At 65.0% G+C, this 17,395-nt stretch carries 2 protein-coding genes (1 of these 2 cut by a window edge); both read left to right on the top strand.

Features of this window, described 5'->3' with window-relative positions:
- Positions 1–15,972, top strand: partial view of a non-ribosomal peptide synthase/polyketide synthase gene (locus M1E04_RS15550; RefSeq protein ID WP_456291657.1) — the 3' portion only. It extends 228 nt beyond the left edge of the window; 15,972 of the gene's 16,200 nt are visible here — the last part of the coding sequence; its start codon lies beyond the left edge, outside the window; it ends in the stop codon at positions 15,970–15,972.
- Positions 15,965–17,395: a diaminobutyrate--2-oxoglutarate transaminase gene (locus tag M1E04_RS15545; RefSeq protein WP_456291656.1), complete on the top strand. Its 1,431-nt coding sequence runs from the start codon at positions 15,965–15,967 to the stop codon at positions 17,393–17,395. Before M1E04_RS15550 ends, M1E04_RS15545 begins: the two co-directional genes overlap by 8 nt.

Below are 17,395 nucleotides of genomic sequence, written 5' to 3'. Positions count from 1 at the left end.
TATCACCTGCCGGGTGCCTTGCGCCTGAAGGGCGAGCTAAATGTTGCAGCCGTGGGAACGGCGTTCGAGCGCGTGGCCGAGCGACATGCCAGCCTGCGCACGGTGTTCGCCACCGCTGAAGACGGCACGCCGGAGCAGGTGATTCAATCTGGTCAACCGCTGCCATTCGAACGTCTGCACGCAGCTGACGAAGCCGAAATGCAGGCGCTGGCCGACGCCTTCGCCCGACGCCCGTTTGACCTGGCCCAGGGCCCGCTGTGGCGCGTGGCGTTGATCGAACGCGCCGCAGACGATCACGTGCTGCTGGTCTGTCTGCACCACATCATCGCCGACGGTTGGTCGATTCAAGTGCTGCTGCTGGATTTCGTCGAGGCCTATCGCGCTGCCGTTCAAAACGATACTGACTCACTGCCAGCGCTGCCTCTGAGCTACGCCGACGTCGCCCTGTGGCAGCGCGCCTGTCTGGACGCGGGCGAGGGTGATCGGCAACTCGCCTACTGGCAGCAGCAACTGGGCGATGAGCCGCCGGTGCTGGAATTGCCGGCCGACCGTCCACGTCCAGCGCGCCAGAGTTTCCGTGGGGCGCGCCTGCCGTTCAGCTTCGACTCGGCACTGTCCGGGCGTATGCGTGAACTGGCCCGCCAGCGCGGCGTGACACTATTTACCGTCCTGCTCGCGGCCTATCAAGTGCTGTTGCAACGGCTGAGCGGCCAGACCGATCTGCGCATTGGCGTGCCCATTGCCGGCCGTCAGCGCGCCGAAACCGAGGGCCTGATCGGCTTCTTCGTCAACACCCAGATTCTGCGCGGCGACGTGCAGGCCGACGCCAGTTTCAACCAGATCATCGACAACGTTCGTCTGGCCTCCCAGGGCGCACAAGCCCATCAGGACCTGCCGTTCGAGCAACTGGTGGACGCCCTGGCGCCGGAACGCAGCCTCAGCCACAACCCGCTGTTTCAAGTGCTCTACAACCATCAGCAACGCCAGGACGAAGCGCTGCAATTGATGCCCGGCCTCAACGCCACGCTGATGCCGCTCGACAACGGCAGCGCGCAGTTCGACCTGGCGCTGCACACCTGGGAAAACGCGGCGGGGGAACTGGCGGGGAACTGGAATTACGCTACGGATCTGTTTGATCACGGCAGCATCGAGCGTTTGCATGGGCGTTTTGAGCAGCTGTTTGCCGAGTTGCTGGAGCGGCCGGATGCGGCGATTGGCGACTTCGAGTTGCTGGATGTTGAGGACCGCGCGCAGTTGGCGGTGGTCAATGACACGGCGCGGGATTGGTCTGATACCGAGCCGTTTGTGCATCGGCATTTTGAGCGGCTGGCGCAGGCACATCCCGAGCGGGAGGCTGTGCGCTTTGGCGATGCGGTGTTGAGTTATTGCGAACTGGATCAGCGTGCGAATCAGCTGGCCCATTACCTGCGCGAACAGGGCGTGGGGAGGGAATCTCTGGTGGGCGTGGCGGCGTTGCGATCGGTTGAGATGGTGGTTGCGCTGTATGCGGTGCTCAAAGCGGGTGCTGCGTATGTGCCACTGGACCCTGAGTACCCGGCAGATCGTCTGCGCTACATGCTGGAAGACGCCGGGATCGGGTTGCTGCTGAGCCACGATGGGGTGATCGCTGATTTGCCGGTCGTGGAAGGCCTGCGGGTGCTGAATCTGGATCATCTGGGATTGGCGGATTATCCCGTCACAGCGCCAGTTGTAGAGCTGCACCCCGAGCAGCTGGCCTACATGATTTACACCTCCGGTTCGACGGGGAAACCCAAGGGCGCCGGCAATACCCATGCCGCACTGTTCAACCGTCTGGCCTGGATGCAAGAGGCTTACGCACTCGACGCCTCGGACGCGGTATTGCAAAAAACGCCGTTCAGTTTTGACGTGTCAGTCTGGGAGTTCTTCTGGCCGTTGATGGTCGGTGCGCGTCTGGTGGTCGCTCAGCCCGGGGATCATCGCGATCCTCTGCTGTTGAAAGCGTTGATCCAACAGCAGCGCATCACCACACTGCACTTCGTCCCGTCGATGCTCGGTGCCTTCATGGCTCAGGACGATCTCGCCGGCTGTGCGTCCCTGAAACGCATCGTCTGCAGCGGCGAAGCCTTGCCTGCCGATCTGGCGCGGGAAACCCTTGAGCGCCTGCCAAATGCTGGCCTGTTCAATCTGTATGGCCCGACCGAAGCGGCCATCGACGTGACTCACTGGACGTGCGCTGATGAGCCGGGCGTTTCCGTGCCCATCGGCGCCCCCATCGCCAACCTGCAGATCCACATCCTCGACAGCCGCCTCAACCCGCAACCCGTCGGCGTGCCCGGCGAGCTGTACATCGGCGGCGACGGTTTGGCTCGCGGTTACCATCTGCGTCCGGGGCTGACCGCCGAGCGTTTTGTTGCCAGTCCGTTCGGCAGTGGCGAGCGTTTGTACCGCACCGGCGACCTGGCCCGCTGGCGTGCCGACGGCGTGGTGGAATACCTCGGCCGTCTCGATCACCAGATCAAACTGCGCGGCTTGCGCGTGGAAATCGGCGAGATCGAAGCGGCGCTGCTGGATCACCCCGCGGTCAGCGAAGCAGTGGTTATCGCCCGTGAACTCAGCACTGGGATGCAGCTGGTGGGCTATCTGGTGGCCGACGATTTCGACGAAGAACACCTTCGCACTCAACTGAAACAACGCCTGCCGGACTACATGGTCCCGGCCCACTTCGTCACGCTGGACAGCTTGCCGCTGTCGGCCAACGGCAAGCTCGACCGCAAGGCGCTGCCCGACCCACAGATCCAGCAGCGCGCTTTCGAAGCACCGCTGGCCGGGGTCGAAACCCAGCTGGCGGCGTTGTGGCAAGACCTGCTCGGCGTCGCGCAAATCGGTCGCCAAGACAACTTCTTTGCCCTCGGTGGCGACTCGATCCTCAGCCTGCAAATCATCTCCCGCGCCCGCAAGGCCGGCATCGTGCTGTCGCCTCGGCAGATGTTCGAACGCCAGACCATCGCCGAACTGGCCCAGGTCGCCCAGGTGGTCAGTCAGGATGCGCCCGCGGTTGAGCGAATCGAGCTGAACCGCGACATACCGCTGACGCCGATTCAGCACTGGTTCTTCCAGCAGCCAATGCGCAACCGTAGCCACTGGAACCAGTCGCTGCTGCTGAACCCGAGCGAAGCGCTGGACCTCCCGGCGCTGACCCAAGCCCTTCACGCCGTGCTCAACCACCACGACGCCCTGCGGATGCGCTTTGTGCAGCAGGACAACGGCCAGTGGCAGCAACGCTATCGCGCCGAGCACTCCGCGGACGAAAATACCGCCGATGGCCTGATCTGGCAGCGTACAACCAGCCTGAACGAGCTGACCCCAGACTGCGACGAAGCCCAGGCCAGCCTCGATCTGAGGGACGGCCCGTTGCTGCGCGCCGTGCATTTCACCCTGGCCGAAGGCGGCGAGCGTCTGTTGCTGGTGGTGCATCATTTGGTGGTGGATGGCGTGTCGTGGCGCATCCTCCTGGAGGACCTGCAAAACGCCTACACCCAGGCCCAAGCCGGCCTCGCCATCGATCTCGGCGACAAGACCGCGTCGTTCCAGCGCTGGGCCAACCGCCTGCTCGATTTCGCCTACAGCGACGCGGTGCTGGCCGAAGCCGAATACTGGCGCAATCTGCCGTCAGCACCTGCGTTGCCCTGCGCCAATCCGAAGGGAGAGGCGCGACAAAGCAACGTGCGCCAGCTGCATTTGCAACTGGACGCTGCTCGCACCGAAAAGCTGATCAGCGAGGCGCCGGCGGCGTATCGCACGCAGATCAACGACCTGCTGCTGACCGCGCTGGTCCGCGCGATGAAGCGCTGGAGCGGCGAGTCCCAGGCGATGATCGCCCTGGAAGGCCACGGCCGCGAAGACCTGTTCGACGGCGTTGACCCGGCGCGCACCGTCGGCTGGTTCACCAGCCTGTACCCGGTCAGCCTGCACGCCCACGACGACCTCGACGTCGCCCTCAAACACACCAAGGAAACCCTGCGCGCTGTGCCCCACGGCGGCTTGGGTTACGGCCTGTTGCGCCATCTGCGCGGCGAGGCCTTGCCGGCGCTGGACGGCTGCGTGCTGTTCAATTACATGGGGCGACTGCAAAACAGCAGCAGGCTTTTCAATCTGGCCGAGGAGGGCAGCGGTGCCCAGCGCGCCGCCGATGCGCCGCTCAATGGCGAGCTGTCCATCGATGCGCAAATCCGTGACGGCCAGTTCAGCCTGACCTGCAGTTTCAGCAGCGAGCGCCATGAATCGGCGTCGATCCAACGCTTGCTAGACGCCTACGGCGAAGCGCTGAACGAGGTGATCGAACACTGCCGCCGCCACGCTGCGGTCACCCCGTCGGACTTCCCGGCACTCGCTCTGACTCAGGCACAACTCGACGCACTGCCGGTCGCCGCATGGGACATCGAACAGCTGTACCCGCTGACGCCGATGCAGCAAGGCCTGCTGTTTCACACCGAGCTGAGCGGCAGCGAGGTCGTCGATCCCGACAGCGCCCGCGATCTGTACATCAACCAGGTGGCTCTGGACATCGAACACTTGCCGGTGGCCCGTTTTAAATCGGCGTGGGCGGCGGCGGTGCAGCGTCATCCGATCCTGCGTGCGGCGTTCCTGCGCGTCTCCGGCAGCGAACAGCCGGTGCAACTGATTCGTCGCGATGCGGCGTTGGTCGTGCGCGAACTGGATCTACGTGAACTGGAACCGGGCGGCAGCGATCAGGCACTGGCCGACGTACTGGCGAACGAGCGCGAAACCCCGTTCGACCTGCACGCCGCGCCGCTGATGCGCGTGCTGCTGGTTCGCCAAAGCGAGACGCTGTGGAAGCTGGTCTGGACCTTCCACCACATTTTGCTGGACGGCTGGAGCAGCGCGGCGGTGCTGGGCGAAGTGATTCAGGCGGCGATGTCCGACGCCACCCCGCAGCCCGCCGGGCATTACGGCGACTACGTCGAATGGCTGCTGAGCCGGGATGCCGAGCGCAGCAAGGCCTTCTGGCAGAGCCATCTGGCCGGTTTCGATCAGCCCACGATGATGGCAGCAGCGCTGACCGCACCGACCTCCAGCACGGGCGAGCCGTTGCCGAACCAGGTGCGGGTCACGTCCATGGATCTGAACAGCGAACTGCTGAACAGCGCCGCCCGCCGCCAGCGCGTGACCGTCAACACGCTGATTCAGGCGGTGTGGGTGTTGCTGTTGCAGCGCTACACCGGCCAGCAACGGGTGGCGTTCGGCGCCACCGTGTCCGGTCGTTCCGCGCAAGTGCCGGGCATCGAACGCATGCTCGGGCTGTTCATCAACACCCTGCCGCTGGTGCAGGCACCCGAGGCGCAGCAGAAGGTCGGCGATTGGCTGAACGACCTGCAAGCCCACAACCTGGAACTGCGCGAGCACGAACACACGCCACTGTTTGAGGCCCAGCGCTATGCGGGTCACGCCGGTCGTGACCTGTTCGACAGCCTGCTGGTGTTCGAGAACTACCCAGTGGACGCGGTGCTGCGGGACAAGCAGGCCAACGGCGTCAACCTGGGTTCCGTCGAACTCAGCGACAAGACCCACTATCCGCTGAGCCTGGCGGTGGTGGCGGGCGAGCACGCCCATGTTCACGTCAACTACCACAGCAACGTGTTCAGCGCCGAACAGATCACGCGTCTGTGCGGGCATTTCCAGGCGCTATTGGACGGCCTCTGCCGCTTCCCCGAGGCGCGCATCGGCGAGCTGTCGATGCTCACCGAAGGCGACATCCAGCAGATGCACGCGTGGAACACGCCGCCGTTTTCGCCGTATGTGGATCGGCCGATTCACGAGCTGATCGCCGACCACGCACGCCTTCGTCCTGACGCCATCGCGCTGGTCCATCGCGAACAGCGCCTGACCTTCGCCGAGTTCGACCGACGCGCCAATCAACTGGCCCACGCCTTGCGCGCCCGGGGCATCGGCACCGAAGTGCGCGTGGCGATTGCCATGGAGCGGGGGATTGATTTGTGGCTGGCGTTCTACGCCGTTTTGAAATCCGGAGGGGCGTACATTCCGCTCGACCCGGATTACCCGACCGAGCGCCTGCGTTACATGCTGGAGGACGGTGGCGTGAAGCTGTTGATCAGCCACGATGCAGCGCTGGATCGAGTGCCGGTGGGCAACGTGCCGCTGCTCAACATCGACGAGCTTGATTGCTCGTCCGAGCCAGTGACGGCACCCGATGTGGTGATTCATCCGCAGCAACTGGCGTACCTAATCTACACCTCGGGCTCGACCGGCAAGCCGAAAGGCGCCGCCATCGCCCACGCCGACATCTCGATGCACATCCAGACCATCGGCGAGCGCTACCGCTTCACCCCGGAAGACCGCAAGTTTCACTTCCTGTCGATCAGCTTCGACGGCGCCCATGAAGGCTGGATGATGCCGCTGTGTTACGGCGCGCGAGTCGTGTTGCGCGATCAGGAGTTGTGGAGCGTCGAACAGACCTACGACACGCTGATTCGCGAAGGCATCACCGTGGCCTCGTTCCCGCCGAGCTACCTGCGTCAGCTGTCCGACTGGGCCGGGGTGCAGGGCAAGGGTCCTGGCGTGAAGACCTACTGCTTCGCCGGTGAAGCTTTCAGCCGCGAAATGCTCCACGACGTCATTCGTAACCTGCAACCGCTGTGGATCATCAACGGTTATGGCCCGACCGAAACCGTGGTCACGCCGACGCTGTGGCTGGCGTCTGCCGAGACCGCCGATTTCACCACCGCCTACGCGCCGATTGGTGATCTGGTAGGTGATCGCCAAGGCTATGTGATGGACGCGGACCTCAATCCGCTGCCCCAAGGGATTGCGGGCGAACTCTATCTGGGTGGCGCCGTGGCGCGGGGTTATCTCGACCGTCCCGGCGCAACGGCCGAGCGCTTTCTGCCGCACCCGTTCCGGGCCGGCGAGCGGATTTATCGCAGCGGCGACCGCGTGCGCCTGAACAGCAAGGGGCTGCTGGAATACCTCGGCCGTATCGACCATCAGATCAAAATCCGTGGCTTCCGCATCGAGGCCGGCGAGATCGAAGCGGCGCTGAAAGCGTGCGAAGGCGTGCGCGAAGCCTTGGTCGTTGTCCGTGACAGCGCGAACGGAAAGGTCCTGCTGGGTTATGTCGGCGGAAACGGTCTGGCGGAGGACAGCCTCAAGCAGCAGCTGAAAAACACCCTGCCGGAATACATGGTGCCGGCGCACATCGTGGTCATGGAGCGCCTGCCGCAGTTGCCCAATGGCAAGCTCGACCGCAACGCGCTGCCTGACCCGCAGGTGATCTCCAGCGATTATCAGGCGCCGCAAACGCTCCTTGAACAGCAATTGGCGGCGCTGTGGCAGCCGTTGCTGGGCATCGACGCCGTCGGCCGCAACGATCACTTTTTCGAACTCGGCGGCCACTCGCTGCTGGCGATGCAGCTGATCTCCCGGCTGCGCCATGAGCATCAATTGAGCGTGCCGTTGCGGGTGCTGTTCGACGCGCCGCGCCTCAGTGATTTCGCCCAGCGCATCACCGGGCTGACAGGCATTGATTCGCCCCAGCTAGAGCTGTCCCCACGCCAGCAAGAATGCGCCGTGCAGTCCTTTTCCCAGCAGCGCTTGTGGTTCCTCGATCAACTGCAACCCGGCGGCCATGCCTACAACCTGCCGGGCGCCGTGCGCTTGTGCGGCGACCTGAACGAGGCTGCGTTGCAGGCGGCCTTCGACGGCCTGACCGCACGCCATGAAGTACTGCGCACACGGTTCCTGGCGGTCAATGGCATGCCGATGCAACAGATCGAGCCTGCCCAGTCTGTGCAGATTGAGCGGATAGACATCACCGCCGAGCCGAATCTCGACACCGCTTTCAACGCCCTGGCCCAGGCCTTCGTCAAGCGCCCGTTCGACCTGTCGCGCAGCCCGGTCTGGCGGCTGGCGCTGGTGCGTGTCGCGCCTGATGAGCAGCGTCTGCTGCTGTGCCTGCACCACATGATCTCGGACGGCTGGTCAGTGCGCGTGCTGCTGCAGGAATTCTGTGAGCTGTACCGCGCGGCCGTGGAAAACCGCGCGCCGCAACTCGCGCCATTGCCGGCGCAATACGCCGACTTTGCCGCCTGGCAGCGCGAATGGCTGGCGGCGGGCGAGGGCGAGCGGCAACTGAACTACTGGCGCGAGCAACTGGGTGACGAGCACCCGGTGCTGGAACTGCCCACCGACCGGCCCCGCCCGCCCCAGCAGAGTTATCGCGGCGACCGCGTGCTGTTCGCCTTCGATGCCGCGTTCAGCCAGCGTGTGCGCGGGTTCGCGAAACAGCAGGGCGTCACGCCGTTCATGGCGATTCTGTCGGCCTACCAAGTATTGCTGCACCGCCTGAGCGGGCAGAACGACCTGCGCATCGGCGTGCCGATTGCCGGCCGTTCGCGGCTGGAAGTCGAAGGGCTGATCGGCTTTTTCGTCAGCACCCAGGTGCTGCGCGCCGAGGTGTCTGCCGAGCTGAGCTATCGCCAGGTGCTGGAGCAGGCCAAGGCGCGGACCCTCGGCGCCCAAGCCCATCAGGACCTGCCGTTCGAGCAATTGGTCGAAGCGCTGCAACCTGCGCGCAGCCTGAGCCACAACCCGCTGTTCCAGGTGGCCTACGATCACGAGCAGCAGAACTTCGAATCACTCGCCGGGCTGCCGGGCCTACGCGCCGACGTGCTGCCGCTGGACGATGGCAGCAGCCAGTTCGACCTGGCGCTGAACACCCACGAAGACGCCGAGGGCGGGCTGGGTGGGTCGTGGAATTACGCCACGGATCTGTTTGATCACGGCAGCATTGAGCGTTTGCATGGGCGTTTTGAGCAGCTGTTCGCCGAGTTGATCGAGCAGCCGGACGCGGCGATTGGCGATTTCGAGCTGCTGGATGCCGAGGATCGCGCGCAGTTGGCGGTGGTCAATGACACGGCGCGGGAGCGGTCTGATACCGAGCCGTTTGTGCATCGGCATTTTGAGCGGCTGGCGCAGGTACATCCCGACCGGGAAGCGGTGCGCTTCGGCGATGAGACGCTGAGTTATCGCGAGCTGGATCAGCGTGCCAATCAGCTGGCCCATTACCTTCGCGAGCAGGGCGTCGACCGGGAATCGCTGGTGGGCGTGGCGGCGTTGCGCTCGGTGGAGATGGTGGTTGCGCTGTATGCCGTGCTGAAGGCGGGCGGGGCGTATGTGCCGCTCGATCCGGAGTACCCGGCGGACCGTCTGCGCTACATGCTCGAAGACGCCGGGATCGGGTTGCTGCTGAGCCACGATGCCGTGATCAATGACCTCCCGGTTGTGGAAGGCCTGCGAGTGGTGAACCTCGATCACCTGGCACTGGCGGATTATCCGGTCACAGCGCCAGTTGTAGAGCTGCACCCCGAACAACTGGCCTACATGATTTACACCTCCGGTTCGACCGGCAAACCCAAGGGCGCGGGCAACACTCACGCCGCGCTGTTCAACCGTTTGGCCTGGATGCAAGAGGCCTATGTTCTCGACGCCTCGGACGCGGTACTGCAAAAAACGCCGTTCAGTTTCGATGTGTCGGTCTGGGAGTTCTTCTGGCCGTTGATGGTGGGCGCGCGTTTGGTGGTCGCTCAACCGGGGGATCATCGCGATCCGCTGCTGTTGAAATCGCTGATCGAACAACAGCGCATCACCACGCTGCACTTCGTCCCGTCGATGCTTGGGGCCTTCATGGCTCAGGACGATGTCGCCGGCTGTGCGTCCCTGAAACGCATCGTCTGCAGCGGCGAAGCCTTGCCTGCAGACTTGGCGCGGGAAACCCTTCAACGCCTGCCCAAGGCCGGCCTGTTCAACCTGTATGGCCCGACGGAAGCGGCCATCGACGTGACTCACTGGACTTGCGCTGATGAGCCGGGCGTTTCCGTGCCCATCGGCGCCCCCATCGCCAATCTGCAGATCCACATCCTCGACAGCCGCCTCAACCCGCAACCCGTCGGCGTACCCGGTGAGCTGTACATCGGCGGCGCCGGTTTGGCTCGCGGTTACCATCTGCGTCCCGGCCTGACCGCCGAGCGCTTCGTTGCCAGCCCGTTCGGCACCGGCGAGCGTCTGTATCGCACCGGTGACCTGGCCCGCTGGCGTGCCGATGGCGTGGTGGAATACCTCGGCCGTCTCGATCACCAGATCAAACTGCGCGGCCTGCGGGTTGAGATCGGCGAGATCGAAGCGGCGCTGCTGGATCACCCCGCCGTCAACGAAGCGGTGGTTATCGCCCGTGAACTCAGCACTGGGATGCAGCTGGTGGGCTATCTGGTGGCCGAGGACTTCGACGAAGAACACCTGCGCACTCAACTGAAACAACGCCTGCCGGACTACATGGTCCCGGCCCACTTCGTCACGCTGGACAGCCTGCCGCTGTCCGCCAACGGCAAGCTCGACCGCAAGACGTTGCCCGACCCACACATCCAGCAACGGGCCTTCGAAGCGCCACTGGCGGGGGTCGAAACCCAGCTGGCCGCGCTGTGGCAAGACCTGCTTGGCGTGGCGCAGATCGGCCGTCAGGACAACTTCTTCGTCCTCGGCGGGCATTCGCTGCTCGGCATTCAACTGGTGGCCCAGATCCGCCGCGACCTGAAACTTGAGCTGCCCCTGCGTGCGCTGTTCGAGTCGCCGGTGCTGGCCGATCTGGCCCACTACCTGAACACCCAGGCGCTCGCCACGGCGATGCCTGCTCTGCAGCGTCGCACTGACCGGGAATTCGCGCCGCAGTCCTTCGCCCAGCAGCGCCTGTGGTTCCTCGCGCAACTGGAGCCCGAGAGCGTCGCGTACAACCTGCCGTGCGTGCTCAACCTCAGCGGCGCGCTGAAACTTGATGCCCTGCAGCAGACCTTCGACGCCCTGGCGGCCCGTCACGAAACCCTGCGCACCTGCTTCCGCCCATCCCCGATGCAAAACGGGGAGGCGGTGCCGCAGCAACGGATTTTGCCGATCAGCAGCGTGCACATCGGCCGTCACGATCTGCGCGACAACGCGGCGCCGGAAGCCGCCTTCGACGCGCTGGCCGAGGCGTTCATGAATCAGCCGTTCGACCTCGATGCCGAGCGTGCGCCGTGGCGGGTGGCCCTGGCACGGGTGGCGGACGATCAGTGGCGCCTGCTGCTGTGCATGCACCACATCATCTCCGACGGCTGGTCGGTGCAGGTCATGCTGGAGGACTTCGCCGCGTTGTACCGCCGGTTCGCCCAGGGCAGCGAGGTGCAATTGCCCGAGCTAAGCGTGCACTACGCCGACTACGCCCGCTGGCAGCGCGAACACCTGAGCGGCGCTGAGCGCGAGCGCCAGTTGAACTGGTGGCGTGAAGCCTTGGGTGACGAGCAGCCGGTGCTGGAACTGCCGGCGGACCGTTCGCGTCCGGCCGAGCGCGACGGCAAAGGCGGGCGCCATGCCTTCGTCCTGCCGCAGGATCTGGCCGACACGCTGCGCCAGACCGCCAAGACCCACGACGCCACGCTGTTCATGCTGTTTCTGGCCTCGTTCGACACGCTGCTCTATCGCCTCAGCGGCCAGCGCGACTTGCGCATCGGCGTGCCGGTGGCGGGGCGTGCCGAGGTGCAGACCCAGAGCCTGATCGGCTTCTTCGTCAACACCCTGGTGCTGCGCGCCGAAGTCAGCGGCGACCAGCCGTTCACCGCGCTGCTCGCCCAGGTCAAGGACAACCTGCTCGGCGCCCATGCCCATCAGGACCTGCCGTTCGAACAACTGGTGGAGGCGCTGCAACCGGCGCGCAGCCTGAGCGTCAACCCGCTGTTCCAGGTCAGCTACAACCATCAGCAGCAGCCGGACCTGTCGCTGCTGCAGTTCGACGACCTGAGCTGCGAAGCCCGCCAATGGGACATCAAGGGCGCGCAATTCGACCTGGTGCTGGGCACCTTCGAGCACCGCGACGGCAGTATCAGCGGCTACCTCGATTACGCCATTGACCTGTTCGACGCCTCAACCGTGGCGCGTTTGTTCGAGCAACTGGTCACGCTGCTGCGGGCGATCTGCGCCCAGCCCGACGCCGCCATCGGCGACCTGCCGTTGCTCGGCGAGACCGACCTGGCCGCGCTGGATCAATGGAACACGCCGCCGTTTTCGCCTTATGTCGATCGGCCGATTCACGCGCTGATCGCCGACCACGCACGCCTTCGGCCCCACGCCATTGCGCTGGTCCACGGCGAGGAACGCCTGACCTTCGCCGAGTTCGACCGTCGTGCCAATCAACTGGCTCACGCCTTGCGCGCCCGGGGCATCGGCACCGAAGTTCGGGTGGCGATTGCCATGGAGCGGGGGATTGATCTGTGGCTGGCGTTTTATGCGGTGCTCAAGTCCGGGGGCGCGTACATCCCGCTCGACCCGGATTACCCGACAGAGCGCCTGCGTTACATGCTGGAAGACGGCGGCGTGAAGCTGCTGATCAGCCACGACGCTGCGCTGGGTCGTGTGCCGGTCGGTGATGTGCCGCTGCTGAATATCGATGAACTGGATTGCTCATCCGAGCCAACTACGGCACCGGATGTGGTCATTCACCCGCAGCAACTGGCCTATCTGATTTACACCTCGGGTTCGACCGGCAAGCCAAAGGGCGCGGCCATCGCCCACGCCGACATCTCGATGCACATCCAGACCATCGGCGAGCGTTATCGCTTTACCCCGGAAGACCGCAAGTTCCACTTCCTGTCGATCAGCTTCGACGGCGCCCACGAAGGCTGGATGATGCCGCTGTGCTACGGCGCCCGCGTCGTACTGCGCGATCAGGAGTTGTGGAGCGTCGAGCAGACCTACGACACGCTGATCCGCGAAGGCATCACCGTCGCCTCGTTCCCGCCGAGCTACCTGCGTCAGCTGTCCGACTGGGCCGGCGTGCAGGGCAAAGGCCCTGGCGTGAAGACTTACTGCTTCGCCGGCGAAGCTTTCAGCCGCGAAATGCTCCACGACGTCATTCGTAACCTGCAACCGCTGTGGATCATCAACGGTTACGGCCCGACCGAGACTGTAGTCACGCCAACGCTGTGGCTGGCCTCCGCCGAGACCGCTGATTTCACCACCGCCTACGCGCCGATTGGTGATCTGGTGGGTGATCGTCAGGGCTATGTGATGGACGCCGATTTGAACCCGCTGCCCCAGGGCATCGCGGGCGAGTTGTACCTGGGTGGTGCCGTGGCGCGGGGTTATCTCGACCGTCCCGGCGCAACCGCCGAGCGTTTCTTGCCGCACCCGTTCCGCTCCGGTGAGCGCATCTACCGCAGTGGCGACCGCGTGCGCCTCAACAGCGAGGGACTGCTGGAATACCTCGGCCGTATCGACCATCAGATCAAGATCCGTGGCTTCCGCATCGAGGCCGGTGAAATCGAAGCGGCGCTCAAGGCCTGCGAGAGCGTGCGTGAAGCGCTGGTGATCGTCCGCGACAAAGGCAACGGCAAGCAGTTGCTCGGCTACGTCGGCGGCAATGATCTGTCGGAAGACAGCCTCAAGGATCAGCTGAAAAACACCCTGCCGGAATACATGGTGCCGGCGCACATCGTGGTCATGGAGCGCCTGCCGCAGTTGCCCAACGGCAAGCTCGATCGCAACGCGCTGCCTGATCCGCAGCTCGGCAGTCAGGCCGTCGAAGCGCCGGAAGGTGAGCGCGAAGTCGAGCTGGCAAAGGTCTGGCAACAATTGCTGGGCGTCGAAACCATCAGCCGTCAGGACAGCTTCTTCGAGCTGGGCGGCGATTCGATCCAGTCGTTGGCGGTCATCACCCGTCTGCGTCAGGTCGGTTTCAAGCTGCTGCCCAAAGACGTGTTCAGCCATCCGCGGCTCAAGGATCTGGCCCTGCGCCTCACGGTCATCGAGGCCGGCGCAGCGCCGTTGATTGAAGACGCGCCGAAGGGCGAGTTGCCGTTGACGCCGATTCAGGCGCATTTCTTCGAGCAGCCGATGAGCAACCGCGCGCACTTCAACCAGGCGCTGTTGCTGGACGTGCAGCGCCCGCTGGAAGCGGCATTGCTGAGCAAGGCGCTGGACGCGCTGCTGGGTCATCACGATGCCCTGAACCTGAGTTTCCATCAGCACGCCGACGGTCGCTGGCAGCAGCGCTATCGAGCGACACCGGCTGTCGACAGCCTCTGGCTGCGTGACGTGGCCGACGAGCGCGCCATGACTGCGCTGTGCGAACAGGCCCAGCGCAGCCTTGACCTGCATAACGGCCCGCTGTTGCGCGTGGTGCTGGCGCAGATACCTGAAGGGCAAAAGCTGTTGCTGGTCGCTCATCACCTGGTGGTCGACGGCGTGTCGTGGCGGGTGCTGCTGGAGGATCTGGCGCGGGCTTACGCCCAGATTGCTTCGGGCAGCTCGGTCGATCTGGGGCCGAAATCCAGCAGCTTTCAGCGCTGGGCCCGGCATCTGGTCGATGCGGCACAAGCGCCTGAGCGTCAAACCGAAGTGGGCCAGTGGCGGGAGCAGGTCGGCAGCACCGAGCCGGTGTGGCCGGTGGACCACCCGGAAGGCCGCGCCACGCAACAGGACCTCGAACAGTGCGAGCTGCTGCTGGACGCCGGGCTGACCCGCCGTCTGCTGCGCGAAGCCCCGGCGGCACTGGCGGCGCGCACTGATGAAATTCTGTTGGCGGTGCTCGCCGAAGCGCTCAAGGACTGGAGTGGCCAGCCCGACACCCTCATCGCGCTGGAAGGCCATGGCCGCGAAGCCCTCGCCGACGGCCTGGATGTGGGTCGCACAGTGGGCTGGTTCACCAGTCTGTTCCCGCTGCGGGTGCGTGCTGCGAACGACATCCGCCAGACCCTCGCCAGCGTGCGCGACAGCCTGCGGGGCTTGCCGGACAAGGGCGTCGGCTTCGGCCTGCTGCGCTATCTGGGCAACGATTCGGCGCGTCAGTCATTGGCCGCGCTGGCGGAGCCCAAGGTGGTGTTCAACTACCTGGGTCAGTTTGATCAGGACCTGGGCGATGGCCGCTTCTCGCCGTCGAAGGTGTCGGCCGGCGCGCTGGTGGACCCGTCCACGCCGCTCAATCGCGAGCTGGAAATCAACGGTCAGGTGTTCGCCGGGCAACTGGGGCTGACTTTCCGTTTCAGCGGTCAGCGCTATCAGCGCCAGACCATCGAACGCCTGCAAGCGGCTTATCGCGATGCGCTGGTCGCACTGCTGGAAAGCCTGCCGTCGGCACAGCCAGCCGCGCCGCAATCGACTGCACCGCAAAACCAGCGTGTCAGCCGCGACGGCGCGCCGAATCCATTGATTCGTCTGAGCGGCGGCGCCAGTGACAAGCCGCCGGTGTTCTGCGTGCACCCGGTCAGCGGCACGGTGGTGGGTTACTACGCACTGGCCCGTCGGCTGTCTGCGCAGTGGGACGTGTGGGGCATTCAGAACCGTCAGGTGCTGGACGGTCAGTGGCGCGACAGTTCTATCGAGCAAATGGCCCGCGACTACGTCAAGGCGCTGCTCGAACAGCAGCCGTCCGGCCCATACCGGCTGATCGGCTGGTCCATGGGCGGGACCATGGTCCTGGAAATGGCCCGGCTGCTGACCCGACTCGGCAAGCGCGTCGAGTTCGTCGGCCTGATCGACGGCTACGTACCGGGCGCCGGTCAGCCGCGTCCTGCCGTGCCAGAAACCCCGGTTCTCGACGCTGAGGACGAGGGCCTTGAAGCCGACGCGCACTGGCAACAGTTGCTCGGCGTCGAGCGGCACATGCGCCAGCTGGCCAATCAATGCCGCCAGATCCACGCCCTCAGGGTGCCGGTCTACGCCTGGTGGGCCGAGCGCTCGCCGGAAAATAACGATAACGCACCGGCTCTTCTGGAGCAGGGCATGGGTGTTCGCTTGCAGGTTTCTGCCTGGATCGACGCCGACCACCTTTCGATCGTCCGTGATCAGCCGTTCATCACTCAGCTTGCCGAGGCCCTCGCGCAGGTCAACGAACGCCCTCATTCCTACGATTCCCAGGAGCACGAACATGCATAGCCAACACAATGTGACGCCGATTGCCGCCCGCCACAGCGAGGCGCTGTCGAGCAGCCCGGACGCCGCCGTGGCCAACGCCGACTACCGCTTTGCGCCGACCCCGCGACTGGAGCGGCAGGCCGCCGTGGAATCCAATGCGCGCAGCTACCCACGGCGCATCCCCCTGGAACTCAAGCGCGCCCAGGGCATTCACGTGCAGGACAGCGAAGGGCGCTGGTTCATCGATTGCCTGGCCGGCGCCGGCACTCTGGCACTTGGGCATAACCACCCCGAGGTGATCCAGGCGATGCGCGCCACCCTCGACGGCCAGCGTCCGCTGCACACCCTGGACCTGATGACTGAAGCCAAGGACGATTTCATCAACGAGCTGTTCGCCTTGCTACCGCCAGAATTCGCCAAGGACGCGCGCATTCAGTTTTGCGGCCCGGCCGGTACCGATGCGGTGGAAGCGGCGCTGAAACTGGTACGCACCGCCACCGGGCGCAGCAATCTCATGGCTTACCACGGCGCCTATCACGGCATGACCCAGGGCGCGCTTGCGCTGATGGGCAACTTGGGGCCGAAGACTTATCTGGACGGCATGGCCGGCGGCGCGCAGTTCCTGCCGTTTCCCTACGACTACCGCTGCCCGTTCGGCGTCGGTGGCGAGGCCGGCGAGCGCATCGGCCTGCACTACATCGAGAACCAGCTGACCGACCCGGAAAGCGGCGTCCTGCCGCCGGCCGGGATGATTCTGGAAACCCTGCAGGGGGAGGGCGGCGTGGTGCCGACCTCGGCCAACTGGCTGCGGGAAATCCGCCGCATCACCCGCGACGCTGGCGTGCCGCTGATTCTCGACGAAATCCAGTGTGGCGTCGGTCGCACCGGCAAGCCGTTTGCCTTCGAACACGCGGGTATCGTGCCGGACGTGCTGGTGCTGTCCAAAGCCATCGGCGGCAGCCAGCCGATGGCGGTGGTCGTCTACAACAAGTCCCTGGACGTGTGGAAACCGGGCTCCCACGCCGGCACCTTCCGTGGCAATCAGCTGGCGATGGTGGCGGGTTCGACAACCTTGCGCATCGTCCGCGAACAGCAACTGGACCTGCACGCCGCCGCCATGGGCGAGCGCCTGATCGGCCACCTGCGCTCGCTGCAGAAGGACTTCCCGCAGATGGGTGATGTGCGTGGCATGGGCTTGATGCTCGGGGTGGAAATGGTCGATCTCGACGGCCGCCCGGACGCCCTCGGTCACTTCCCCCACAGCGGCGCGCTGGCCTCGAATGTTCAGCGTGAGTGCTTGCAACGCGGCCTGATCATCGAAGTGGGCGGGCGGCACTCGTCGGTCATTCGCTTCCTGCCGCCGCTGATCGTCACCGCGACGCAAATCGACCAGATCGCCGACATCTTCGCCGCCGGCGTTTCAGCGGCCGTCAAACAGCGTTAA

This window comes from Pseudomonas sp. AK106, assembly GCF_053903055.1.
This window is presented reverse-complemented; position numbering and strand designations above follow the sequence as displayed.